The sequence below is a fragment of the Streptomyces olivochromogenes genome (assembly GCF_001514115.1).
Lineage (GTDB): Bacteria > Actinomycetota > Actinomycetes > Streptomycetales > Streptomycetaceae > Streptomyces > Streptomyces olivochromogenes.
This window is the reverse complement of the sequence record NZ_KQ948452.1, coordinates 734,891-759,671: the sequence shown is the minus strand read 5'-3', so window position 1 is coordinate 759,671 and position 24,781 is coordinate 734,891. Positions and strand designations below refer to the sequence as shown.

Genomic DNA, 24,781 nt, shown 5'->3' with positions numbered 1-24,781 from the left:
AGTGCCCTGCGAGCGACGGTTCCCCCCGATCTGACGGTCGGCTGACCCCGTGCGTGCCGATCGCGTCTTCGCGTACGGCGCCGCCGCCGGCCTCCTCGGTGACCTGCTGCTCGGCGATCCCCGCCGGGGGCATCCGGTCGCCGTGTTCGGGCGGAGCGCGGCAGCCGTGGAGCGGGTGCTGTGGCGGGACCACCGCGGGTGGGGCGCACTGCACACCGCCCTGTGCGTGGGCGGTGCCGCCGGACTCGCCGCCGTCGCTTCCCGTGTCGTACGCCCCTCACGTGCCGCGTCCCTCGCGCTGACGGCCGCCGCCACCTGGGCCGTCGTCGGGGGCACCACGCTCGGGCGGGAGGCCCGGGCGATCGGCGACGCCCTCGCCGACGGGGAGATCGAGACGGCCAGGGAGCGGCTGCCGCATCTGTGCGGGCGCGATCCCCAGGCCCTCGGCGCCGACGGCATCGCGCGCGCCGTCGTCGAGTCCGTCGCCGAGAACACCTCCGACGCCGTGGTGGGCGCCCTGGTGTGGGGGGCCGTGGGCGGAGTCCCGGGGCTCGTGGGCTTTCGGGCCGTCAACACCCTTGACGCCATGGTCGGTCACAGGTCGCCCAGGTACCGGCGGTACGGGTGGGCCTCGGCCCGGCTCGACGACGTCGCCGGATGGCCGGGGGCTCGTCTCACCGCCGTGCTCGCCGCTCTCGCGGGTGACAGTCCCCGGGGTGCCGTACGAGCCTGGCGCGCCGACGCCGTCAAGCATCCGAGCCCCAACGCCGGGCCCGTGGAGGCCTCGTTCGCGGGGGCGCTCGGGGTGCGCCTGGGCGGCACCCTCTCCTACGGCGGGCGCGTCGAGCACCGGCCCGAACTCAACGGCGCCGGGCGCGCCGTGCACGTCGACGACATCGAGCGGGCCGTACGCCTGTCACGGCGCGTCGGCTGGCTCGCCCTCGGCGTGAGTGCCGGCGGGCGGCTGCTCGTACAGAGGCTTCTCAGGAAGGGACGTACGTCATGAGCGGCGGGCTGCTCGTCGCCGGAACCACCTCCGACGCGGGCAAGAGCGTCGTGACCGCCGGGATCTGCCGGTGGCTGGTGCGACAGGGCGTCAAGGTCGCGCCCTTCAAGGCGCAGAACATGTCGCTGAACTCGTTCGTAACGCGCGAGGGCGCCGAGATCGGGCGCGCGCAGGCCATGCAGGCGCAGGCCGCCCGGGTGGAGCCGACCGCGCTCATGAACCCCGTGCTGCTCAAGCCGGGCAGCGACCGGAGCAGTCAGGTCGTCCTCATGGGAAAGCCCGTGGGCGAGATGACCGCCCGTGGCTACCACGGCGGGCGGCAGGAAGCCCTCCTCTCCACCGTGCTGGACTGTCTCGCCGAGTTGCGGGGCACGTATGACGCGGTGATCTGTGAGGGGGCCGGCAGTCCTGCCGAGATCAATCTGCGGCGGACCGACATCGTGAACATGGGGATCGCGCGCAATGCGCGGCTGCCCGTGCTCGTCGTCGGCGACATCGACCGCGGGGGTGTGTTCGCCTCGTTCTTCGGGACGGTCGCGCTGCTGTCGCGCGAGGACCAGGAGTTCGTCGCCGGGTTCCTCGTCAACAAGTTCAGGGGGGACGTCTCCCTGCTGGAGCCGGGGCTCGACATGCTCCACGGCCTCACCGGCCGGCGTACGTACGGCGTCCTGCCGTTCCGGCACGGCCTCGGCATCGACGAGGAGGACGGGCTGCGGGTGTCGTTGCGGGGAGCGGTCCGGGAGTCCCGGGTGACCTCCCCCGTGGGCGAGGACGTGCTGCGCGTCGCCGTCTGCGCGATCCCGCTGATGTCCAACTTCACGGACGTGGACGCGCTGGCCGCCGAGCCGGGTGTCGTCGTGCGGTTCGTGGACCGGGCCGAGGAGCTGGCCGACGCCGACCTCGTCGTCGTCCCCGGGACCCGGGGGACGGTGAAGGCGCTGGAGTGGCTGCGTGAGCGCGGACTCGCGGACGCCATCCTGCGCAGAGCCGCCGAGGGGCGGCCCGTGCTGGGCATCTGCGGCGGTTTCCAGGTCCTCGGCGAGCACATCGAGGACGAGGTCGAGTCGCGCGCCGGTCATGTCGAGGGGCTCGGACTCCTGCCGGTCCGGGTGCGGTTCGCACGCGAGAAGACCCTGACCCGGCCCGTCGGGGAGGCGCTCGGCGAGCATGTCGAGGGCTACGAGATCCATCACGGCGTCGCCGATGTGACGGGCGGTGAGCCGTTCTTGGACGGCTGCCGGGTCGGCGCCGTCTGGGGCACGCACTGGCACGGCTCGCTGGAGTCGGACGGCTTCCGGCGCGCCTTCCTGCGCGAGGTGGCGGCCGCCGCGGGCCGTCGTTTCGTGCCGGCCGCCGACACGTCGTTCGCGGCGCTGCGCGAGGAGCAGCTCGACCGGCTCGGCGATCTGATCGAGGAACACGCGGACACGGACGCGCTGTGGCGGCTCATCGAGTCGGGCGCGCCGCAAGGACTGCCTTTCATTCCACCGGGAGCGCCCGCATGAGCACAGTGTTGTTGTTGTCGACCGCCGACACCGATCTGCTGGCGGCGCGTGCCTCCGGCGCCCCGTACCGGATCGGCAACCCCACCCGGGTGGATGCCGAGGGCGAACTGCCGTCCCTCGTCGAGGGCGCGGACATCGCCGTCGTACGACTCCTGGGCGGCAAGCGTGCCTGGGAGGAGGGCCTGCGGAAGCTGAAGGCCTCGGGCATCCCCACCGTGCTGCTCGGCGGGGAGTCCGTACCCGACGCCGAACTGATGGCGGAGTCGTCGGTGCCCGCCGGTGTCGTCGCCGAGGCGCTGCGCTACCTGGTCGAGGGCGGCCCGGACAACCTCACCGAGCTGGCCCGGTTCCTCTCCGACACCGTGCTGCTGACGGGTGAGGGCTTCGAGGAGCCGCGCAAGATGCCGGAGTACGGCGTCCACGGCGAGCGCGCGTTCGTCGAGGGCCGCCCGACCGTCGGCGTGCTCTTCTACCGGGCCCACCAGCTGTCCGGCAACACCGCGTTCGTGGACACGCTGTGCGACGCGATCGAGGCGCGCGGCGCCAACGCGCTGGCCGTGTACTGCGGTTCGCTGCGCGGCGCGGACGCGGGCCTGTACGAGATCCTCGGCACGGCGGACACGCTGGTCGCCACCGTGCTCGCGGCGGGCGGCACACACGCCTCCGAGGCGTCCGCGGGCGGCGACGAGGAGGCCTGGGACATCGGCGCGCTCGCCGACCTGAACGTCCCCGTGCTGCAAGGGCTCTGCCTGACCTCGTCCAGGAGTGCCTGGGACGCGTCGGACGCCGCCCTCTCCCCCATGGACGCGGCGATGCAGGTCGCGATCCCCGAGTTCGACGGCCGTCTGATCACCGTCCCCTTCTCCTTCAAGGAGCAGGGGCCCGACGAGGTGCCGGTCTACGTCGCCGACCCCGAGCGGGCCGCCCGCGTCGCCGGGATCGCCGTACGACACGCGCGGTTGAAGCACAAGCCGAACGCCGACAAGAAGCTCGCGCTCGTCTTCACCGCCTATCCGACCAAGCACTCCCGCGTCGGCAACGCGGTCGGCCTCGACACGCCCGCCTCGGCGGTACGGGTGCTCGACGCGCTGCGGGACGCCGGGTACGTCGTCGAGGGACACCCCGACAACGGCGACGAGTTGATCCACCGGCTCATCAACGCCGGTGGCCACGACGTCGAGTGGCTCACCGAGGAGCAGCTGGCCGCCGCGCCCGCACGGGTGCCGCTGGCCGACTACCGGGCGTGGTTCGACAAGCTCGACCCGGACCTGCGGAACGGGATGCTGGAGGCGTGGGGCGAGCCGCCGGGCAGCCTCTACGTGGACGGCGACGACATCGTCCTGGCGTCCCTCCAGTTCGGGAACGTCGTCGTGATGATCCAGCCGCCGCGCGGCTTCGGCGAGAACCCGATCGCGATCTACCACGACCCGGACATGCCACCGTCGCACCACTACATGGCCGCGTACCGCTGGCTCGAAAACAGCTTCGGCGCCGACGCCGTCGTGCACATGGGCAAGCACGGCACGATGGAGTGGCTGCCGGGCAAGGGCCTCGGGCTCAGCGGCGGCTGCGCGCCGGACGCCGTCCTCGGTGAACTCCCGCTCATCTACCCCTTCATCGTCAACGACCCGGGCGAGGGCACCCAGGCCAAGCGGCGCGGCCACGCCACGGTCGTCGACCACCTCGTACCGCCGATGGCCCGCGCCGACACCTACGGCGACCTGGCCAAGCTGGAGCAGCTCCTCGACGAGTACGCGCTGGTGTCCGACCTGGACCCGACGAAGGCCCCGGCCGTCCGCGCGCAGATCTGGACGCTGGTCAAGGCGGCCGAACTCCACCACGACCTGCATGTGGAGGACCAGCCGGACGACGCGGCGTTCGACGAGTTCGTGATGCACATCGACGGCTATCTGTGCGAGATCAAGGACGTGCAGATCCGCGACGGTCTGCACATCCTCGGCGGCGGCCCGGAGGCCGAGCCGCGCGTCAACCTCGTGCTGGCCGTGCTGCGCGCCTCCCAGGTGTGGGGCGGCACCGCGAACGCGCTGCCGGGGCTGCGGGCCTGCCTCGCCGAGTACTTCGGCCTGGTCGAGAAGGAGCTGCTCGCCGAGCCGGGTGCGCCGGTGAAGGTGCCGGTCGAGCTGACGGACCTCGTCGAGGGGCCGGCGCGGACCGGGGCGGACGCGATCGACCTGCTGGAGCAGCTGTGCCGCCGGATGGCGGAGGGCATGGAGGAACGCGGCTGGGTGACGTCCGAGAGCACCGCTCTCGTACGGGAGGTCCTGGGAGGGGAACTCCCCGACGCCGTCGCGGTGCTGGAGTTCGCCTGCCGTGAGGTCGTGCCGCGTCTGGCCCGGACGACGGACGAGATCACCCACATCCTGCGCGCCCTGGACGGCGGTTACGTCCCGGCGGGCCCGTCGGGCTCACCGACCCGCGGGCTGGTGAACGTCCTGCCGACCGGCCGCAACTTCTACTCCGTCGACCCCAAGGCGATCCCGTCCAGGCTGAGCTGGGAGGTCGGGCAGTCGCTCGCCGACTCCCTGGTGCAGCGGTACCTCCAGGACACGGGCGAGTACCCGAAGTCCGTCGGTCTGACGGTCTGGGGCACGTCCGCGATGCGCACCCAGGGCGACGACATCGCCGAGATCCTCGCGCTGCTCGGCTGCCGCCCGGTCTGGGACGACGCCTCGCGCCGCGTGACCGGTTTCGACGTGGTGGGCCTGGAGGAGCTGGGCCGGCCGCGCATCGACGTCACGGTCCGCATCTCCGGCTTCTTCCGGGACGCGTTCCCGCACGTCGTGGGCCTGATCGACGACGCGGTGCGCGCGGTGGCCGAGCTGGACGAGCCCGCCGACCGCAACTACGTCCGCGCGCACGCCGACGAGGACACCGCCGAGCACGGCGACCGGCGCCGGGCCACCTCCCGCATCTTCGGCTCCAAGCCGGGCGCGTACGGCGCCGGTCTCCTCCCCCTGATCGACGCCCGCAACTGGCGCTCCGACGCCGACCTCGCCGAGGTGTACGCGGTGTGGGGCGGCTACGCCTACGGGCGCGGGCTCGACGGGCGGGCGGCGCGCGGGGACATGGAGATCGCGTTCCGGCGCATCGCCGTCGCCGCGAAGAACGTCGACACCCGTGAGCACGACCTCGTCGACGCCGACGACTACTTCCAGTACCACGGCGGCATGGTCGCGATGGTCCGGCACCTGACGGGCGCGAGCCCGGAGGCGTACGTCGGCGACTCGGCCGTACCGGACCAGGTGAAGACCCGCACGCTGGGCGAGGAGACCCATCGCGTCTTCCGCGCCCGGGTCGTCAACCCGCGCTGGATGGCCGCCATGCGGCGGCACGGCTACAAGGGTGCCTTCGAGATGGCGGCGACCGTCGACTACCTCTTCGGGTACGACGCCACGGCCGGGGTCGTGGACGACTGGATGTACGAGAAGCTCAGCGCGGAGTACGTCTTCGACGCGGAGAACCGGGACTTCATGAAGAAGTCCAACCCATGGGCGCTGCGCGGCATCACGGAACGACTGCTGGAGGCCGCCGACCGGGGGCTGTGGGCCGAGCCGGACGCGGACACGCTGGAGCGGCTGCGTGCCACCTATCTGGAGCTCGAAGGCGACTTGGAGGGCGACGACCAGTGAGTACCCCGTTCCCGTTCACGGCCGTGGTCGGCCAGGACGACCTGCGGCTCGCGCTGCTGCTGAACGCCGTGTCGCCCGCCGTGGGCGGTGTGCTCGTCCGCGGTGAGAAGGGCACGGCCAAGTCCACGGCCGTACGCGCCCTCTCGGCGCTCATGCCGGGGGTGGACGTCGTCGCCGGGTGCCGGTTCTCGTGCGATCCGGCCGGGCCCGACCCGGCCTGTCCCGACGGTCCGCACGAGCCGGGCGCCTTCGAGACCCGGCCGGCCCGCATGGTCGAGCTGCCCGTCGGCGCCTCCGAGGACCGGCTCGTGGGCGCGCTCGACATCGAGCGGGCGCTCGCGGAGGGCGTGAAGGCCTTCGAGCCGGGGCTGCTGGCCGACGCGCACCGCGGGATCCTGTACGTCGACGAGGTCAACCTCCTCCACGACCACCTGGTCGACCTGCTCCTGGACGCCGCCGCCATGGGCGCCTCGTACGTCGAGCGCGAGGGTGTCTCCGTACGGCACGCGGCACGCTTCCTGCTCGTCGGGACCATGAACCCCGAAGAGGGCGAGCTGCGGCCGCAGTTGCTCGACCGGTTCGGGCTGACCGTCGAGGTGGCCGCCTCCCGCGAGCCCGATCAGCGGGTCGAGGTCGTGCGGCGCAGGCTCGCCTACGACGACGATCCGACGGGCTTCGCGGCGCGCTGGGCCGACGAGGAGTCCGCCGTACGGGCCCGGATCGTGGCGGCGCGGCAGCTGTTGCCGTCGGTGCGGCTCGGGGACCCGGCGCTGCGGCAGATCGCGGCGACCTGCGCGGCCTTCGAGGTGGACGGCATGCGGGCCGACATCGTCATGGCACGGACCGCGACCGCGCTCGCCGCGTGGGCGGGACGGACCGAAGTGCTGGCGGAGGACGTACGTCAGGCCGCGCTGCTCGCGCTGCCGCACCGGCGGCGGCGCAACCCCTTCGACGCGCCGGGGCTCGACGAGGACAAGCTCGACGAGACGCTGGAGGAGTTCGGGGGATCGGACGAGGGTTCTTCCGAGGAGGGTCCTTCCGACGACGATCCGGACGGGGACCCGGATCCGGACGGGCCCGGTGGGGGTGGGCAGCCACCTCAGGACGGGCCGGACGGCGACTCCCCCGCCGGTGACGTGCCGGCGCAGGGCGAGCCCTCGGACGACGGGCGGGCGCCGGCCGCACAGGGCGCCGGTGAGCAGTCCCCCGTACGGGCCGCCGAACCCTTTCGCACGAAGGTGCTGAGCGTGCCGGGGCTCGGCGAGGGCGCGGCCGGGCGGCGTTCGCGGGCTCGGACCGAGCACGGGCGGACCACCGGATCGCGGCGGCCCCGAGGCGCGCTCACCAAGCTGCACCTGGCGGCGACCGTGCAGGCGGCGGCGCCCCACCAGCGGGCGCGGGGGCGGTCGGGGCGCGGTCTCGTCGTACGGCGGGACGATCTGCGCCAGGCCACCCGGGAGGGGCGTGAGGGCAACCTCGTGCTGTTCGTGGTGGACGCCTCCGGGTCGATGGCGGCGCGGCAGCGGATGAGTGCCGTCAAGGGCGCGGTGCTGTCGCTGCTGCTCGACGCGTACCAGCGGCGGGACAAGGTGGGGCTCGTGACCTTCCGGGGATCCTCGGCCGACGTGGCGTTGCCGCCCACCTCATCCGTGGACGCGGCCGCCGCCCGCCTCGAGTCGCTGCCCACGGGCGGGCGGACACCGCTCGCGGCCGGGCTGCTGCGCGCGCACGACGTGCTGCGGGTCGAGCGGCTGCGGGACGCCGCCCGGCGGCCGTTGGTCGTCGTGGTGACCGACGGACGGGCCACCGGCGGCCTCGAGCCCGTCGCGCTCGCCGAACGGGCGGCGCGGCTGTTCGCGGCCGACTCGGTCGCCTCCGTGGTCGTCGACTGCGAGGCGGGGCCCGTGCGGCTCGGACTCGCGGGGCGGCTCGCGGGTGAACTGGGCGGCACGGCGGTGACGTTGGACGAGTTGCGCGCCGACGCGATCGCCGGGCTCGTGCGCGATGTGCAGGGGACTTCGAGGAGGGCCGCGTAATGCCGCAGGGGCAGCCGAGTGTCGTACCGGAGGACGGGCTGACGACACGTCAGCGCCGCAACCGGCCGCTGGTCGTGGTGCACACGGGGATCGGGAAGGGCAAGTCCACCGCGGCCTTCGGGCTGGCGCTGCGCGCCTGGAACCAGGGGTGGCCCATCGGGGTGTTCCAGTTCGTCAAGTCGGCGAAGTGGAAGGTCGGGGAGGAGAACGCGCTGCGCGTGCTCGGCGCCTGTGGCGAGGGCGGGTCCGTCGACTGGCACAAGATGGGCGAGGGATGGTCCTGGGTTCAGCGCGATGAGCAGCTGGACAACGAGGAGAAGGCCCGCGAAGGCTGGGAACAGGTCAAGCGGGACCTCGCCGCCGAGACGTACAAGCTGTATGTGCTGGACGAGTTCGCCTACCCCATGCACTGGGGCTGGGTGGACGTCGACGAGGTCGTCGCCGTGCTGCGGGACCGGCCCGGGACCCAGCATGTCGTGATCACCGGGCGCAACGCTCCCGAGAAGCTCGTCGAGTTCGCGGATCTCGTGACGGACATGTCCAAGGTCAAGCATCCGATGGACGCCGGCCAGAAGGGCCAGAGGGGCATCGAGTGGTGATTTCCGTCCCTCGGCTGGTCATCGCCGCGCCCTCGTCCGGGAGCGGCAAGACCACCGTTGCCACGGGGTTGATGGCGGCCTTCGCCTCACGGGGGCTCGCCGTGTCCCCGCACAAGGTGGGGCCCGACTACATCGACCCCGGGTACCACGCGCTCGCCACCGGGCGCGTGGGGCGGAATCTCGACGCGTATCTGTGCGGTACGGAGTTGATCGCGCCGCTGTTCGCGCACGGGGCGCGCGGCTGCGATCTCGCGGTCGTCGAAGGTGTGATGGGGCTGTACGACGGGGCCGCCGGGGAGGGTGAGCTCGCGTCCACGGCGCAGGTGGCGAAGTTGCTGCGGGCGCCGGTGGTGCTGGTCGTCGACGCGTCGTCGCAGTCCCGGTCCGTGGCCGCGCTGGTGCACGGGTTCGCTTCCTGGGATCCCGAGGTGCGGGTCGCGGGGGTGATCCTCAACAAGGTGGGTTCGTCGCGGCACGAGGAGATGCTGCGGGAGGCTCTGGACGCGTCCGGGGTGCCGGTGCTGGGGTGCCTGCGGCGGGCCGCGCAGGTGGACACGCCCGCTCGGCATCTGGGGCTGGTTCCTGTCGCCGAGCGGCGCTCGGATGCCGTGGACGCCGTGGGGGCGATGGCCGAGCAGGTGCGGCGCGGGTGTGATCTGGACGCGTTGTACGCGTTGGCGCGCGCTGCGGGTGAGTTGTCGGGTGCGGCTTGGGACGCGGCTGAGGTGGTTGCTTCTTCGCCCCCGCCGCCCCTTCCCGTCCCCACCCTGGGGGCTGCGCCCCCAGACCCCCCTCATCGGCCTGAACGGCCTCGTCCTCAAACGCCGGACGGGCTGAGGGTGGTCGCTGTCGCAGGCGGGGCCGCCTTCACCTTCTCCTACGCCGAGCATGCCGAGTTGCTGACCGCCGCGGGAGCCGAAGTCGTCACCTTCGACCCTCTGCGGGACGAACAACTGCCGGACGGTACCGGCGGGTTGGTCATCGGTGGGGGGTTTCCCGAGGTGTACGCGCCCGAGCTGTCCGCCAACGAGCCGTTGCGCAAGGCCGTGGCCGAGCTGGCGTTCGGCGGGGCGCCCGTCGCCGCCGAGTGCGCCGGGCTGCTGTATCTCTCGCGCGAGCTCGACGGACAGCCCATGTGCGGCGTGCTCGACGTCTCGGCCCGGATGAGTGAGCGGCTCACCCTGGGCTATCGGGACGCCGTGGCCGTGAGTGACAGCGCGCTCGCCGTCGCCGGGACGCGGATGCGGGGGCACGAGTTCCACCGGACCGTCGTCGAGCCGGGCGCCGGGGCGGCTCCCGCCTGGGGGGTGCGCGCCCCTGAGCGGCGCGTCGAAGGTTTCGTACAACAAGGTGTGCACGCGAGTTATCTGCACACGCACTGGGCGTCACAGCCCGGTGTCGCCCGTCGGTTCGTGGAGAGGTGCCGGACGTCATGAGCAGCAAGCTGACCGGAATCGGGGTCGGTCCCGGTGACCCCGAGCTGGTGACCGTCAAGGGCGTCAACGCGCTGCGTGCCGCCGAGGTCGTGGTCGTACCGGTGATGGCCGCGCCCGATGGAAAGGACGGCGGAGAACCGGGACGCGCGGAGGCCACCGTCCTGCACTACGTGCCCGAGGAGAAGGTCGTCCGCGTCGTGTTCGCGCTCAACGAGCGGACCGACCGGGGGCGGCGCGAGGCCGCCTGGGACGCCGCGGGCACGCGGGTCGCGGAGCTGCTCCGGCGGCACGCGTCCGTCGCCTTCGCGACCATCGGCGATCCGAACGTGTACTCGACCTTCACCTATCTCGCGCAGACCATCGGGGAGCTGGTGCCCGGCACGGTCGTCGAGACCGTGCCCGGTATCACCGCCATGCAGGATCTGGCGGCGCGGTCCGGGGCCGTGCTCACCGAAGGCACCGAGCCGCTGACTCTCGTGCCGGTGACCGCCGGGGCCGCCGTGCTCAAGGACGCCCTCAACGGGCCCGGGACCGTCGTCGCGTACAAGTTCGGGCGGCAGGCGCACGAGGTCGCGGAGGCGCTGCGGGTGACCGGGCGGCTCGAGGACGCCGTGTGGGGGTCCGCGCTCGGGCTGGAGGGCGAGTCCATCCGGCCCGCCGCAGACCTCGACGGCGAGCCGCTGCCGTACCTCTCCACCCTCATCGCGCCCGCCCGGCGGGACGGCAAGCGCGGCGGGAAACTGTGAGCCCCGGAAGATCACCCGCTACCGGCGAGCCCCACCACCAGCCAGATGAACCCCGCGCCCGCGATCGTGCACAGCAGGGTCGAACGGGCGGGGTGCTCGTGGTGCGCCTCGGGGAGGATCTCGGCGGCGGCCAGGTACAGGAGTACGCCGCCGAAGAGGCCGAGATAGCAGCCGAGCGCTTTCTCCGGGATGGTGAAGAACAGGGTCGAGGCGGCGCCGATCACCGGGGCCACCGCGTCCGCGCACAGCATCGTGATCGCCTTGCGGCGCGCGTTCCCGTACAGGCTCGTGATCGTGTACGTGTTGAAGCCGTCCGCGAAGTCGTGGGCGATCACCGCGAGCGCGACCGCCAGGCCCATACCGCCGCCGACCTGGAAGGCGGCGCCGATCGCGACGCCGTCCATGGCGCTGTGCCCGACCATCGCCGCGGCGGCCGTCAGGCCCACCTCGGGCGCCCGTCCGCCGTGCTCCTCGCCGCCGTGCGCGGCCTGCCGGGCGGCCAGCAGACGTTCCACCAAATGGGCCAACAGGAACCCGGCGACGAACAACAGCAGGGCCGCCGGTACGCCGAACACCTCCTCGCCCGCCGCGTTCAGCGCCTCCGGGAGCAGATCCAGGCCGACCACGCCGAGCATCAGCCCGCCCGCCAGGCCCAGCACCAGGTGGCGGCGGTCGGTGACCCGCTGTGCCGTCCAGCCGCCGGCCAGCGTCATCAGGAACGCGCCGAGCGCGACGAAGACCGCCATGAACCCTTCGTATCCGATCGCACCCCGTTCGCGCACATCCGGCGACGACCTCGCGCCCACTGACGCGCCCCACCGACTTCTCGCAGCACCCGACTCATCCGTAGGAGAGGACCGATTCCCATGGCCGATGCCCCCACCGGCAAGGTGACCATCGTCGGGGCAGGGCCCGGCGCCGCCGACCTGCTGACGTTCCGCGCCGCGCGCGCCATCGCCGAGGCCGACGTCGTGATCTGGGCGGCCAGCCTGGTGCAGGCCGAGGTCCTCGAGCACGCGCGCGAGGGGGCGGAGATCCTGGACTCGGCGACGATGTCCCTGGAGGACGTCGTGGCCGTGTACGAGCGAGCGGCGGCGGACGGGCTGAAGGTGGCCCGCATCCACTCCGGCGACCCGGCCCTGTGGGGCGGTACGCAGGAGCAGCTGGACCGGTGTGCGGACATCGGCGTCGAGACCGAGATCATTCCCGGCGTCTCCTCCTTCTCCGCCGTGGCCGCGCTCGCCCAGCGCGAGCTGACGATCCCCGAGGTCGCGCAGTCCGTGATCCTCACCCGGCTCGGCGGCGGCAAGACGCCCATGCCGCCCGGCGAGGAGGTGCGGGAGTTCGCGCGGCACGGCACGACCATGGCGCTGTTCCTGTCGGCCGCCCGCAGCGGACAGCTCGTACGGGAGCTGCTGGAGGGCGGCTATCCGACGTCCACACCGGTCGTGGTCGCCTACCAGGCGACCTGGCCGGAGGAGCTGATCGTGAAGTGCACGATCGAGACGCTGGAGGAGACCGTCAAGGAGCACAAGCTCTGGAAGCACACCCTCTTCCTGGTCGGCCCCGCCCTCGACGCGACCGGCACCCGCTCGCACCTCTACCACCCCGGTCACTTCCACGGCTTCCGCAGGGCCGATCCGCAGGCGCGCGCGGAGCTGCGCGCGGCCCGCAAGGGCAGTCCTTCGTGATCACCGTCTTCGGTACGGGGACGGGGGCACCGCTGTCCACGGACGCCTCGGACGCGCTGGCCGAGGCCGGGCTCGTCGTGGGCGCCCGACGCCATCTGGCGGCCGCGCGGCTGCCGGACGCGGTGGAGCGGATCGTCCTCGGGCCGCTCGCGCCCGCCCTCGACGCGATCGAGGAATGCCTGGAAAAGGAGCGGCGCGTCGTCGTGCTCGCCTCCGGTGACCCCGGGTTCTTCGGGATCGTGCGGGCGCTGGCCGAGCGGTTCGGGGCCGAGCGGCTGGACGTGCGCCCCGGTGTCTCGTCCGTCGCGACCGCCTTCGCACGGCTCGGGCTGCCCTGGGACGACGCGGTGGTGGTGAGCGCCCACGGGCGCGCGCTGCGCACGGCCGTCCAGGTCTGCCGCTCCCACCCGAAGGTGGCGGTGCTGACCGGCCCCGGCTCCGGGCCCGCCGAACTGGGCGCCGCCCTCGCCCACCACTGCGCCGGGCGCGTCCTCGTCGTGGCGAGCGCCCTCGGCGACCCCGGACACGAGCGGGTCGAGCGGGTCACCCCGGCACAGGCCGCGGGCCGCGACTGGGGTACGGCGGTGAGTGTCGTCCTGTGCCTCGACGAGTCGCGGGCCCTCGCTCCCGTGCGGACGGTCGCCGGTCCCCCGGCCGGACCCGACCGGTGGGCCCTGGACGAACGCGAGTTCGCCCACCGCGACTCGATGATCAGCAAGTTCGAGGTGCGGGCGCTGGCGCTGGCCCGGCTCGGGCCGCGCCTCGGCGAGCTGGTCTGGGACGTCGGCGCGGGCTCCGGGTCCGTCGCCGTCGAGTGCGCGCGGTTCGGGGCCGCCGTCACCGCGATCGAGAAGACACGGGACGGCTGCGACCGGATCCTCGCCAACGCCGAGGCGCACGGCGTCGACGTCCGGGTGGTGCACGGGGCCGCGGCCACCGTGCTGTCCGACCTGGACGATCCGGACGCCGTGTTCATCGGCGGCGGGGGGCGCGAGCTGCCCGCCATCGTGACCGTCTGCGCACGGCGGGCCCGGCGGGCCGTCGTCGTCGCCATGGCCGCGCTCGACCGGGTGCCGGCGACCCGGGAGGCGCTCACCGCCGCCGGGTTCGACTGCGACGGCGTCATGCTGCAGTCCTCCCGGCTCGCGCCGCTGCCGGGGAACGTCACCCGGCTCGCGGCCACCAACCCCGTTTTTCTGCTGTGGGGCGTCCGGCCTCCGGCGCGTACCGAAGGAGTCCTCCAGTGATCGGCCTGATTTCCGCCACGGCGGCGGGCGCGGCGGCCCGTGACCGGCTGGCCGCGGCCTGGCCCACCCGTACGCGGGTGTACGACGGGTCCATCGGGGCCGCGTCCACCGAGTCCGTCGGGGACGCCGTGCGGCGGGCCTTCGCGGAGTGCGACCAGTTGGTGTGCTTCCTGGCCACGGGCGCGGTGGTGCGGCTGATCGCGCCGCTGCTGGGCGACAAGACCTCGGACCCGGGGGTCGTGTGCGTGGACGAGGGCGGCCGGTTCGCCGTGTCGCTGGTCGGCGGTCACGGCGGCGGCGCCAATGAACTCGCCCGCGAGGTGGGCGAGTTGCTCGGCGCCGAGCCGGTGGTGACGACGGCGACGGACGCGGTCGGGGTGCCGGGGCTCGACACACTCGGCTTCCCCGTGGAGGGGGAGGTCGCCGCGGTCACCCGGGCGCTGCTGGACGGCGAACCCGTCGCCCTGCGGGCCGAGTTGGCGTGGCCGTTGCCACCGCTGCCGGTCGCGGCGGAGGGCGCGTACGGCATTCGTGTCACCGACCGGGCCGTGGCGCCCGGCGAGCGCGAGGTGCTGCTGCGGCCGCCCTCCCTCGTGGTGGGGGTCGGCGCGTCCAAGGGCGCCCCGGCGGCGGAGATCCTCGCCCTCGTCGAGGACGCGCTCCGTGACGCCGGGCTGTCCCCGAGGTCCGTCGGGGAGCTGGCCACCGTCGACGCCAAGGCCGAGGAGCCCGGCATCGTCGAGGCCGCCGGACGGCTCGGGGTGCCCGTGGTGACGTACACCGCCGAGGAGTTGGCGACGGTGGACGTGCCGAACCCCTCGGACGCGCCGCTCACCGCCGTCGGTACCCCGTCCGTGGCGGAGGCCGCCGCCCTCGTACGCGGCGGTGAACTCCTCGTACCCAAGCGGAAGTCGACGCGTGCGGACGGGCGGCCCGCGATGGCCACCTGTGCCGTCGTGCGGCGCGTGGCGCGCGGGCGGCTCGCGGTGGTCGGGCTCGGGCCCGGCGCCCGTGACCTGCTCACCCCGCGGGCGAAGGAGGAGCTGCGGCGGGCGTCCGTGCTCGTCGGGCTCGACCAGTACGTCGACCAGATCCGCGATCTGCTGCGACCCGGCACCCGGATCCTGGAGTCCGGGCTCGGCGCCGAGGAGGAGCGGGCGCGCACGGCGGTCGCCGAGGCACGGCGCGGGCAGGCCGTCGCGCTGATCGGCAGCGGGGACGCGGGCGTGTACGCGATGGCGTCACCGGCGCTGGCCGAGGCGTCCGACGACATCGACGTGGTCGGGGTGCCGGGCGTGACCGCCGCGCTCGCGGCCGGGGCGATCCTGGGCGCGCCGCTGGGCCACGACCATGTGTCGATCAGCCTCTCGGACCTGCACACACCGTGGGAGGTCATCGAGCGCCGGGTGCGGGCCGCCGCGGAGGCGGACATCGTCGTGACCTTCTACAACCCGCGCAGCCGGGGCCGCGACTGGCAGCTCCCGAAGGCGCTCGCGATCCTCGCCGAGCACCGGGAGCCGACGACGCCGGTCGGGGTCGTCCGCAACGCCTCCCGGCCGGACGAGTCGAGCCGGGTGACGTCGCTGGGGTCCCTGGATCCGGCGATCGTCGACATGATGACCGTCGTGACCGTGGGCAACACGGCGACGCGTGAGATCGCCGGGCGCATGGTGACACCGCGCGGCTACCGCTGGCAGGAGGAGCCCAAGTGAGCCGAGTGAGCCAGGTGTTCCCGGGGAACCGGGTCGTGCACCCCATCGAGCAGGAGTCCTTCCGGCGGCTGCGTGCCCGCCTGGACACCTCGCACTTCCCGCCGCTGACGCGGGCGGTCGTGGAGCGGGTCATCCACTCCGCGGCCGACCTCAACTACGCGGCCGACCTCGTCACCGACGAGGGCGCCCTGGCGAAGGCGCACGCGGCACTGCACGCCGGGGCGCCGGTCGTGGTGGACGTGGAGATGGTCGCGGCGGGCATCACGCGCCGTGACACCGTCTGCCGCCTCAAGGACGCCAAGTCGGGCCCGGGGCTGACCCGTTCGGCCCACGCGATCCGGCTCGCGTACGAGGACGTGGGGCCCGGCGCGCTCTGGGTGATCGGCTGTGCGCCGACCGCCCTGGAGGAGCTGCTGACCCTCGACGCCGACCCGGCGCTCGTCATCGGTCTGCCCGTCGGTTTCGTCGGCGCTGCCGAGTCCAAGGCCGCGCTGCGCGAGAGCGGGCTGCCCGCCGTCAGCAACGTGTCCGAGAAGGGCGGCTCGGCGGTCGCCGCCGCCGCGCTCAACGCCCTGCTGTACCACCCCGCAACCAAGGAGTTTTCGTGACCACCCCGCCCCCCGCCCTGCTCATCGCCGGACACGGCACCCGGGACGCGGCCGGAGCCGAGGCCTTCCGCGACTTCGTACGGCAGTTGGGGCACCGTCACCCCGAACTGCCCGTCGCCGGAGGGTTCATCGAACTGTCGCCGCCGCCGCTGGGTGACGCCGTGACCGAACTGGTCGAGCAGGGGGTACGCCGGTTCGCCGCGGTCCCGCTGATGCTGGTGTCCGCCGGGCACGCCAAGGGGGACATCCCGGCGGCGCTGGCCCGTGAGAAGGAGCGGCACCCCGGGATCTCGTACACCTACGGGCGTCCGCTGGGCCCGCACCCCTCGCTGCTCGCCGTGCTCGAACGGCGGCTGGACGAGGCGCTCGGCGGCACTGTCCGTACGCCGCAGGACCGGTCCGACGTCACCGTGCTGCTCGTCGGGCGCGGCTCCACCGACCCGGACGCCAACGCCGAGGTGCACAAGGCGGCGCGGCTGCTGTGGGAGGGACGTGGGTACGCGGGCGTCGAGACGGCGTTCGTGTCGCTGGCGGCGCCGGACGTCCCGTCGGGCCTGGACCGCTGTGTGAAGCTGGGCGCGCGCAGGATCGTCGTACTCCCCTACTTCCTCTTCACGGGCATCCTCCCGGACCGGGTGCGGCAGCAGACCGAGGGCTGGGCCGCCGCGCACCCGGAAGTCGAGGTGCGGTCGGCCGAGGTCATCGGCCCCGAGCCGGAGCTGCTCGACCTGGTCATGGAGCGGTACCGGGAGGCCGTCAAGGGCGACCTGCGGATGAACTGCGACTCCTGCGTCTACCGCATCGCGCTGCCCGGCTTCGAGGACAAGGTGGGCCTCCCCCAGCAGCCGCACTTCCACCCGGACGACGACGGGCACCACCACGGGCACCACCATGGCGGGCACGCGCATGCGCACTGAGGGTGCGTACGGGAGCGACGCGCACGATCTGCGGCACCACGGGGACGCGGAGGTGCGGGACGACGGCTCGGCACTCACCGATCTCGCCGTGAACGTCCGTGCGGACACGCCTCCGGCGTGGTTGCGCGAGCACGTCGCCGCGTCGCTGGACGGCCTCGCGGCCTACCCGGACGGGCGGGCCGCGCGGGCGGCGGTGGCGGCGCGGCACGGGGTGCCGGTGGAGCGGGTACTCCTGACGGCGGGCGCGGCGGAGGCGTTCGTACTTCTGGCCCGCGCCCTGAAGGTCCGTCAGCCGGTCGTGGTCCACCCGCAGTTCACCGAACCGGAGGCGGCGCTGCGGGATGCCGGCCACACGGTCGACCGGGTGCTGTTGCGTGAGTCGGACGGCTTCCGGCTGGACCCCGCGGCCGTACCCGAGGACGCGGACCTCGTCGTGATCGGCAACCCGACCAATCCGACGTCCGTGCTGCACCCGGCGGCCTCGATCGCCGCGCTCGCGCGGCCCGGGCGGACGTTGGTGGTCGACGAGGCGTTCATGGACGCGGTACCGGGTGAGCGGGAGGCGCTGGCCGGGCGGACGGACATCCCCGGGCTTGTCGTACTGCGCAGCCTCACGAAGACGTGGGGGCTGGCGGGGTTGCGGATCGGGTACGTCCTGGCCGCGCCCGACACGGTCCTCGAGCTGTCCCGTGCGCAGCCGCTCTGGCCCGTCTCCACGCCCGCCCTCGCGGCGGCCGAGGTGTGTGTGTCGCCCCGGGCGCTCGCCGAGGCCGCCCACGCGGCTCGGCGGGGCGCCTCCGACCGGGCCCATCTCGTCGCGGGGCTCCGGGAGTTCGAGCCCGACGGGTTGCGGGTCGTCGAACCCGCCGAGGGTCCGTTCGTGCTGATTCGGCTGCCTCGCGCGGCGGCGGTGCGGCGTCAGTTGCGGGGGCTCGGGTTCGCGGTGCGGCGTGGGGACACGTTTCCGGGGCTGGGGGACGACTGGCTCCGCCTGGCCGTACGCGACCGGGCCACCGTCAATGGATTCCTCCAGGCGTTGGATCGGGCGATGGTGGTGGCCGGGCGCTGAGGGACGGGTGCGGCAAGGACCCATCTCGCCCCCGCCGCCCCTACCCGTCCCATCCCTACTTGGGGGCTCCGCCCCCAAACCCCCGCCCGGCCTGAACGGCCTCGTCCTCAAACGCCGGACGGGCTGAAAGACGCGCGCCAGCGCTTCTGAGGGGCGCGGGGAACTGCGCGAACGACCCCCACCGGGCCCGCAGCCAAACGAATTCGGGTGCGGGGCGTAGCCCCGTTTTAGGGGCGCGGGGAACTGCGCGACCAGCCCCCGCTCACCCGCAGCCGAAGCACGCACCCGCCGGGCGGTCAGCCGTGGCGGCGGCGCCCCAGGGCGACGGCCGCCCCGCCCGCCGCCAGGAGCACGACCGCCCCACCCACCACGAACGGAGTCGTCGACGCGCCGCCGGTCTCCGCGAGGCCCGACTCCGCCGGTGCCCCCTGGGGCTTGATGTCGGGGGCAGAAACTGAGGCGGGGGCAGAGACAGGGGCCGCGGCCGGGGACTCACAGGTGACGGACCCGAGGGTCAGGGCGCCTTCCACATCCGCCACGTTCAGCTTCAACGGGTTGACGGAGACCTTGAGTTCGAGCGCGGACGCGGCCGCCGTACGGGACGTGGTCCGCGTCCTGGAGAAGTCGATCCGGACCTCACCGACCCCCGGCACCTTCACCTCCGTCGGACCGCCCACCGTCAACGTCACCTTCTTGCCGAGGACGGTCACCCCGCCCAGGAGGGTGGCGGAAGCCACGGGCTTGCGACCCGCCTCACAGGTCGCCTTCGAGGTCACCTGCCCGACCTCGATGAGAGACAGCAACGGCAGCCCGGGAACATGGATCCGCGCATGGGTGAGGTTCGTGGACGCCTCGGCCCCCGACGCGGACACCGTCGCCTTCGCGGAGGCGACATCCGCCCGCAGCACACTGAACGGCTGCCCGCCGTCGACCCCGTCCAGCCGCGCCGTCAGCGCGGTCCGCTCGGCGCTCTGCGGCGCCCGCACCTCGTTGAGGGAGACCGCGAGCGGGACGTTCACGGTCTTGTTGAGCAGGGACACGTCGAGCCCGGTGCGCAGCACGACGGCGCTCGCGCGACCGTGGTCGGCGGTGGCGTGCGCCGAACCCGCACCGGCCAGCACCATCGGACCGGCGGCGAGGACGGTGGCCGCCGCGGTGGCGGTGAAACGGCGTGCGGGCATGCGGAAGTGGGTGTTGGCGTTCAAGGGTGGGACCCCCAGGAGAGAACAGCTTGGGACCCGGCAAGAATTACGCACCGAGAGTGAACAGTCAGCAACCTGACGTGACTTCACTCCAACGTGGGGTTTCCGGGAGTTCGTTCGAATCTCCCCGGCATCGCCGGGCACGGATGTTCCCCACCGTCGCCCGCTCACCAGCCCCGCCCCGAACACGCCGGTCGACGCTCCGGAGCGCGCACGGTGGTGCGTAACGAGGCGACCGGCGGACGCGTAACGCTCCGTCAACCGGACGACCCCTGCGCCGCTAGCCCACGACCCGCCCGTCGAGCACCACCCGGCGCGGAGCCGCCAGCACCCGTACGTCCGCGCGCGGATCCCCCTCGTACACCACGAGGTCGGCGGGCGCGCCCTCGTCGAGCCCCGGCCGCCCGAGCCACCGCCGGGCGCCCCAGGCCGTCGCGGACAGCGCCTCGACCGGCGGGATGCCCGCGGTGACGAGTTCGGCGACCTCGCCGGCCACCAGACCGTGGGCCAGCGAACCGCCCGCGTCGGTGCCGACGTAGACCGGGACTCCGGCGTCGTAGGCGGCGCGCACGGTGTCGTAGCGGCGTTCGTGCAGTGCCCGCATGTGCGCCGACCAGCGCGGGAACTTCGCCTCTCCCCCGGCGGCGAGCTGCGGGAAGGTGGCGATGTTGACGAGCGTGGGGACGATCGCGACCCCTCGGGAGGCGAAGAGGGGGATCGTCTCCTCGGTCAGGCCGGTCGCGTGCTCGACGCAGTCGATGCCCGCCTCGACCAGGTCCCTGAGCGAGTCCTCCGCGAAGCAGTGCGCGGTCACCCGTGCGCCGAGGCGGTGCGCCTCGGCGATCGCCGCCGCGGCGGCCTCGCGCGGCCAGCAGGCGCCGAGGTCGCCCGTCTCGCGGTCGATCCAGTCGCCGACCAGTTTCACCCAGCCGTCGCCGCGCCGGGCCTCCTGGGCGACGTACGCGACCAGGTCCTCCGGCTCGATCTCGTGCGCGTAGTTGCGGATGTAGCGGCGGGTGCGGGCGATGTGCCGGCCCGCGCGGATGATCTTCGGGAGGTCGGCGCGGTCGTCGATCCAGCGGGTGTCGGAGGGCGAGCCCGCGTCCCGGATGAGCAGGGTGCCGGCCTCGCGGTCGGTGAGCGCCTGCTTCTCGGAGACGTCGTCGGGGACGGGCCCGTGCGCGTCGAGGCCGACGTGGCAGTGCGCGTCGACGAGACCGGGGAGGGCCCAGCCCTCGACGGTACGGATGTCACGGGCGCCGGTGGGACGCTCGTAGGAGATCCTCCCGCCGACGACCCACAGCTCGTCCCGGACGTCGTCGGGCCCGACGAGCACCCGCCCCTTCACGTGCAGCACCGCGCGATCGCTCATGCACCGCACCCTAATTCGTGCCGCACGGCGAGGTGCTACAGCCCCTTTTCCCCCTCCTCCACGTCGTCCTCGACGTCCGCCATCGCCGGGTCCAGCAGCCGGGACAGGAAGTGGCGGGTGCGCTCGTGGCTCGGGTTGCCGATGACCTGCGCGGGGGCGCCGTCCTCGACGATCACGCCGCCGTCCATGAAGACGACCCGGTCGGCGACCTCGCGCGCGAAGCTCATCTCGTGGGTGACGACCATCATCGTCATGCCCTCGTGGGCGAGCCTGCGCATGACGGCGAGCACGTCGCCGACGAGCTCCGGGTCGAGCGCCGAGGTCGGCTCGTCGAAGAGCATCACCTCGGGCCCCATGGCGAGCGCGCGGGCGATCGCGACGCGCTGCTGCTGGCCGCCGGAGAGGGAGGAGGGGTAGGCGTCGGCCTTCTCGGACAGGCCCACCCGCTCCAGGTTCTCGGCGGCGACCTCGGCCGCCTCCTCCTTGCCCCGCTTCAGCACCCGGCGCTGCGGGAGCGTGAGGTTCTCGGTCACCGACAGGTGCGGGAAGAGGTTGAACTGCTGGAAGACCATGCCGATCCGGCGGCGTACGGCGTCGATGTCGACGTCGGGGTGCGTGACCTCGGTACCGCCGACGAAGACCTGCCCCTGGGTGGGTTCCTCCAGGAGGTTCACGCAGCGCAGCAGGGTGGACTTGCCTGAGCCGGAGGGGCCGATGACACAGACGACCTCGCCCTGTCCGATCTCCAGGTCGATACCGCGCAGGACGTCGTTGTCGCCGAAGGACTTGTGGAGGTCCCGGACGTGGATCTCCGGAGTGCTGGTGCCGGAACTACTGCTGGTGTTGGTCACTTGGTGGCCTCCCCGGCCTTGGCCTCCAGGCGGCGTACGACGAATCCGAGCGGCACGGTGACGAGCAGGTAGCACAGGCCCGCGACCAGGATCGGTGTGGAGTTGGCGGTCTGGCTCGCCAGGTCGCGCCCGAACTTGGTGAGTTCGCGCTCCTCCAGGGTGACCCCGAGGAACAGCACCAGCGAGGAGTCCTTGAAGAGGAGCACGAGCTCGTTGGTGAGCGGCGGGATCACGATGCGGAACGCCTGCGGGATGATGATCGAGACCATGGCCCGCGCGTGCGAGAAGCCCAGCGAACGGGCCGCCTCCATCTGTCCCTTGGGCACCGCCTGGATGCCCGCGCGGATCGTCTCGGCCATGTACGCGGCCGAGACCAGGCCGAGCGCGAGCGCCACCTTGCCGTAGGTACCGCCGGGGATCTCCGTGCCCGGGAACGCCAAGGGGACGGCGACACCCACGAAGACGAAGATCAGCAGGGCGGGCAGGCCGCGGAAGATCTCGATGTAGATGCCGGCGAGCCAGCGGTAGGGGCCCACCGGGGACAGTCGCATCAAGGCGATGACCAGGCCGAGCACGAGACCGACGACGAAGCCGGACATCGTGTAGAGCACGGTGTTCTTCAGCGCCAGTGTGATGACGTCCGGGAACATCTGCTTGACCAGGTCCCACTGCGCGAACTGGTTCTTCAGACGTCCCCAGTCCGCCGCGACCGCGAAGGCGATCACGGCGGCGACGAAGACGACGTACTGCGCGCCGCGCGAGAGGGCGCGCTTCTGGCGCCGGGTCAGGCCGGACTTCCGGGGCTGGAGGGTTGCGTCGGCATCGCTCATGAGGCGGACGGGGAGGCGGTGGCCGCGGACGCCGGGTACGGGCCGATCCACTTCTCGTAGAGCTTCTTGTACGTGCCGTCGGCCTTTGCCTGCTTGATCGTCTTGTTGATCTCGGCGAGGAGCTTGGTGTTGCCCTTCTTGACCGTGAAGCCGTACTGCTCACCGGTGTTGAGGTGGTCGACCACCTTGAAGGCGTCGGCGTTGGCCTTGTCCTTCAGCCAGCCCTGGACGACCGGGTAGTCGATGATCACGGCCTGGACCTGGCCGGTGCGCAGGCCGCTCAGGACCGCGTCGGAGGACTCGAAGGAGACCGAGTCGAAGCCCTGCTTCGCCGCGTACTCCTCGCCCGTGGTCTGCGCCTGGGCGCCGAGCTTCTTGCCCTTGGCCTTCACGTCGGCGAGGGAGTTGACGCCGCTCTTCTTGTCGACCAGGACAGCCTGGGTGGCGTCGAAGTACGGGTCGGAGAAGTCGACGTTCTTCTTGCGCTCCGGGGTGATCGTCATGCCGGCGGCGGCGAGGTCGCACTGGCCGGAGTTGAGGAACGCGCCCGTCTTGAAGTTCTCGAAGGGCGTGTCGACGATGGCCTGCTTCACGCCGAGGTCCCCCGCGACCAGGTCGATCAGCGCGACGTCGAAGCCCTGCACCTTGCCGTCGATCTCCGACTGGAACGGCGGGTACGGGAGGTGGGTGCAGGTCGTGACCTGGCCCGCCTTGACCAGGGGAACGCCCTTGGCACTGCTCTGGCCCCCTCCGCCGCCCGAGGAACAGCCGGCCACGAGCAGCAGCCCGGCCGTGGCGGTGGTGGCGGCCAGAATGCGCGTCCGGCGTCCGAGGACCGAGTTCACGGAGACCTCCTGTGGGGGGAATGGAGGATTCCGATTATAAGGAAAGGTTTGACTCACTCAAATCAATCCGATGGCTGTTGCGCCGTTCGGCCTCAGAAGTCATGCCTTGTGGGGCCGTCCGGCCCTACGAACTGGGGGTACCCGCTCGTACGACCGAGGATCGCCGCGGACGCGACAAGGACGCCGGATACGCTCGGGGCTGCGCATTGGAACCCGTGAGCGAAGAGAGCACCGCCGTGACCCACCCCTTCCTGGACCTCGCCCCGCTGAGCGCCGCACACTTCGCGGCGATCGAGGACCGCGTGGTGCGGCTGCTCTCGACCGAGCAGGACGTCGTGATCATGCAGGGCGAGGCGCTGTTGCCCCTGGAGGGCGCCATTCGCGCCACGGCCGGGCCGGGCACCACCGCGCTCAACGTGATCACCGGGCCCTACGGGCAGACCTTCGGGGACTGGCTGCGGGACTGCGGGGCGACGGTGATCGATCTCGCGGTGCCGTTCCACACGGCGGTGACGGCCGCGCAGGTGCGTGACGCCTTCGCCGAGCATCCGGCGATCGACTTCGTCTCGCTGGTGCACGCGGAGGCGGCGACGGGCAACACGAACCCCGTCGCGGAGATCGGCGAGGTGGTGCGTGCGCACGGCGCGCTGTTCTACCTGGACGCCGTCGCCTCGATCGGCGCGGAGCCGGTGCTGCCGGACGCGTGGGGAGTCGACCTGTGCGTGATCGGGGCGCAGAAGGCGATGGGCGGGCCGGCCGGGGTGTCGGCCGTGTCCGTGAGCGAGCGGGCATGGGCGCGGATGGCCGCCAATCCCGGGGCGCCGCGTCGGTCCTACCTCTCCCTGCTGGACTGGAAGGAGCGGTGGGTCGACCGCGGGCGCAAGGCGCTGCTGCACGCGCCGGCGCAGCTGGAGATGCTGGCGCTGGAGGCGTGTGTCGAGCGGATCGAGGCGGAGGGGCTCGACGCGGTGATGCGCCGCCACGCCCTGGCGGCGGCGGCGACGCGGGCGGGGGCGGTCGCTCTCGGGGGCGGGCTGGAGCCGTATGTGTACGAGGCGGGGGACGCGGCGCCGGTCGCCACGACGTTGCGGGCGCCGTCCGGGGTCGATGCGGGGGTGCTGGTCGCGAAGGCGTTGGCCGCGGATCCGGTGTTGCCGTTGGTCGCGGGTGGGGGTGCGCTGGCGAAGGAGATGATCCGGGTGAACCACTACGGCCCCGATGCGACGCCGGGGGTCGTGCATTCCTGCCTCGCGGCGTTGGGGGCGGCGATGGCCGAGTCCGGCCTCACGATCGACCTGGAAGCGGCACGCCGCGCGACGACGAAGGCGTGGTCCTAGCCCCGAACCTGGGGCTCCGCCCCAGACCCCGGGTGGGTGTATCGGCTGCGGGTGAGTGGGGGCTGGTCGCGCAGTTCCCCGCGCCCCTAAAAGCCCTCCAGCTCGTCCGGCGCGCGAGGACG

20 protein-coding genes are annotated in these 24,781 nt (G+C 72.9%); 14 read left to right on the top strand and 6 right to left on the bottom strand.

The window, feature by feature from the left end; genetic code table 11:
- Positions 1-49: 49 nt before the first annotated feature.
- From AQJ27_RS09275 to cobI, 7 genes are read left to right on the top strand one after another with little or no spacing between them, the layout of a single operon-like run.
- Positions 50-1,006 (top strand): cobalamin biosynthesis protein, encoded by a 957-nt coding sequence (locus AQJ27_RS09275; RefSeq protein ID WP_067364478.1) that lies wholly within the window; start codon positions 50-52, stop codon positions 1,004-1,006.
- Positions 1,003-2,511 (top strand): cobyric acid synthase, encoded by a 1,509-nt coding sequence (locus AQJ27_RS09270; RefSeq protein WP_067364475.1) that lies wholly within the window; start codon positions 1,003-1,005, stop codon positions 2,509-2,511. Before AQJ27_RS09275 ends, AQJ27_RS09270 begins: the two co-directional genes overlap by 4 nt.
- Positions 2,508-6,161, top strand: a complete 3,654-nt coding sequence (cobN, locus tag AQJ27_RS09265) for a cobaltochelatase subunit CobN (RefSeq protein WP_067364472.1) — start codon at positions 2,508-2,510, stop codon at positions 6,159-6,161. The genes AQJ27_RS09270 and cobN overlap by 4 nt, the downstream gene beginning before the upstream one ends.
- Positions 6,158-8,197: a putative cobaltochelatase gene (locus AQJ27_RS09260; RefSeq protein ID WP_067364469.1), complete on the top strand. Its 2,040-nt coding sequence runs from the start codon at positions 6,158-6,160 to the stop codon at positions 8,195-8,197. Before cobN ends, AQJ27_RS09260 begins: the two co-directional genes overlap by 4 nt.
- Positions 8,197-8,796, top strand: coding sequence for a cob(I)yrinic acid a,c-diamide adenosyltransferase (cobO, locus tag AQJ27_RS09255; RefSeq protein WP_067364466.1), 600 nt, complete (start codon positions 8,197-8,199; stop codon positions 8,794-8,796). Before AQJ27_RS09260 ends, cobO begins: the two co-directional genes overlap by 1 nt.
- Positions 8,790-10,232, top strand: coding sequence for a cobyrinic acid a,c-diamide synthase CobB (locus tag AQJ27_RS09250; protein WP_067364463.1), 1,443 nt, complete (start codon positions 8,790-8,792; stop codon positions 10,230-10,232). Before cobO ends, AQJ27_RS09250 begins: the two co-directional genes overlap by 7 nt.
- A complete protein-coding gene (gene cobI, locus AQJ27_RS09245; RefSeq protein WP_067364862.1) occupies positions 10,229-10,978 on the top strand; it encodes a precorrin-2 C(20)-methyltransferase in 750 nt (249 codons plus the stop codon). The genes AQJ27_RS09250 and cobI overlap by 4 nt, the downstream gene beginning before the upstream one ends.
- Positions 10,979-10,989: 11 nt before the next feature.
- Here the strand turns inward: cobI and AQJ27_RS09240 are convergent, their stop codons facing one another.
- Positions 10,990-11,724, bottom strand: coding sequence for a ZIP family metal transporter (locus AQJ27_RS09240; RefSeq protein ID WP_067364860.1), 735 nt, complete (start codon positions 11,722-11,724; stop codon positions 10,990-10,992).
- 120 nt (positions 11,725-11,844) lie between these two features.
- Between AQJ27_RS09240 and cobM the strand changes: the two genes are divergently transcribed.
- The 6 genes from cobM to cobC are packed head-to-tail and all read left to right on the top strand — an operon-like array spanning position 11,845 to position 18,222.
- The gene (gene cobM, locus AQJ27_RS09235; protein WP_067364460.1) at positions 11,845-12,669 is read left to right on the top strand and encodes a precorrin-4 C(11)-methyltransferase; all 825 of its coding nucleotides are present in this window, start codon (positions 11,845-11,847) and stop codon (positions 12,667-12,669) included.
- Positions 12,666-13,916 carry a bifunctional cobalt-precorrin-7 (C(5))-methyltransferase/cobalt-precorrin-6B (C(15))-methyltransferase gene (locus tag AQJ27_RS09230; protein WP_067364457.1) on the top strand — a complete coding sequence of 417 codons (1,251 nt, stop codon included), beginning with the start codon at positions 12,666-12,668 and terminating at the stop codon, positions 13,914-13,916. Before cobM ends, AQJ27_RS09230 begins: the two co-directional genes overlap by 4 nt.
- A complete protein-coding gene (gene cobJ, locus AQJ27_RS09225; RefSeq protein WP_067364454.1) occupies positions 13,913-15,628 on the top strand; it encodes a precorrin-3B C(17)-methyltransferase in 1,716 nt (571 codons plus the stop codon). The genes AQJ27_RS09230 and cobJ overlap by 4 nt, the downstream gene beginning before the upstream one ends.
- Positions 15,629-15,633: 5 nt before the next feature.
- The gene (locus AQJ27_RS09220) at positions 15,634-16,236 is read left to right on the top strand and encodes a precorrin-8X methylmutase (protein ID WP_201264291.1); all 603 of its coding nucleotides are present in this window, start codon (positions 15,634-15,636) and stop codon (positions 16,234-16,236) included.
- Positions 16,233-17,153 carry a sirohydrochlorin chelatase gene (locus AQJ27_RS09215; protein WP_067364451.1) on the top strand — a complete coding sequence of 307 codons (921 nt, stop codon included), beginning with the start codon at positions 16,233-16,235 and terminating at the stop codon, positions 17,151-17,153. Before AQJ27_RS09220 ends, AQJ27_RS09215 begins: the two co-directional genes overlap by 4 nt.
- Entirely contained in the window at positions 17,128-18,222 is a 1,095-nt protein-coding gene (gene cobC, locus AQJ27_RS09210) for an Rv2231c family histidinol phosphate aminotransferase CobC (protein ID WP_425275192.1), read from the top strand. Before AQJ27_RS09215 ends, cobC begins: the two co-directional genes overlap by 26 nt.
- Positions 18,223-18,518: 296 nt before the next feature.
- On the opposite strand, the gene AQJ27_RS09205 is transcribed toward cobC, so the two are convergent.
- From AQJ27_RS09205 to AQJ27_RS09185, 5 genes are all read right to left on the bottom strand, one after another.
- Complete coding sequence (locus tag AQJ27_RS09205) at positions 18,519-19,427, bottom strand: SCO1860 family LAETG-anchored protein (protein WP_067364448.1); 909 nt, start codon at positions 19,425-19,427, stop codon at positions 18,519-18,521.
- A 277-nt stretch (positions 19,428-19,704) separates the two neighbouring features.
- The gene (locus tag AQJ27_RS09200) at positions 19,705-20,796 is read right to left on the bottom strand and encodes an amidohydrolase family protein (RefSeq protein ID WP_067364445.1); all 1,092 of its coding nucleotides are present in this window, start codon (positions 20,794-20,796) and stop codon (positions 19,705-19,707) included.
- A gap of 35 nt (positions 20,797-20,831) precedes the next feature.
- Positions 20,832-21,647, bottom strand: a complete 816-nt coding sequence (locus tag AQJ27_RS09195; protein ID WP_067364442.1) for an amino acid ABC transporter ATP-binding protein — start codon at positions 21,645-21,647, stop codon at positions 20,832-20,834.
- A complete protein-coding gene (locus AQJ27_RS09190; protein WP_067364855.1) occupies positions 21,644-22,477 on the bottom strand; it encodes an amino acid ABC transporter permease in 834 nt (277 codons plus the stop codon). Before AQJ27_RS09190 ends, AQJ27_RS09195 begins: the two co-directional genes overlap by 4 nt.
- Positions 22,474-23,322: a transporter substrate-binding domain-containing protein gene (locus AQJ27_RS09185; RefSeq protein WP_067364439.1), complete on the bottom strand. Its 849-nt coding sequence runs from the start codon at positions 23,320-23,322 to the stop codon at positions 22,474-22,476. The genes AQJ27_RS09190 and AQJ27_RS09185 overlap by 4 nt, the downstream gene beginning before the upstream one ends.
- Positions 23,323-23,558: 236 nt before the next feature.
- On the opposite strand from AQJ27_RS09185, the gene AQJ27_RS09180 reads away from it, so the two are divergent.
- A complete protein-coding gene (locus AQJ27_RS09180) occupies positions 23,559-24,659 on the top strand; it encodes a pyridoxal-phosphate-dependent aminotransferase family protein (protein ID WP_067364854.1) in 1,101 nt (366 codons plus the stop codon).
- The last annotated feature ends 122 nt before the right edge of the window (positions 24,660-24,781 follow it).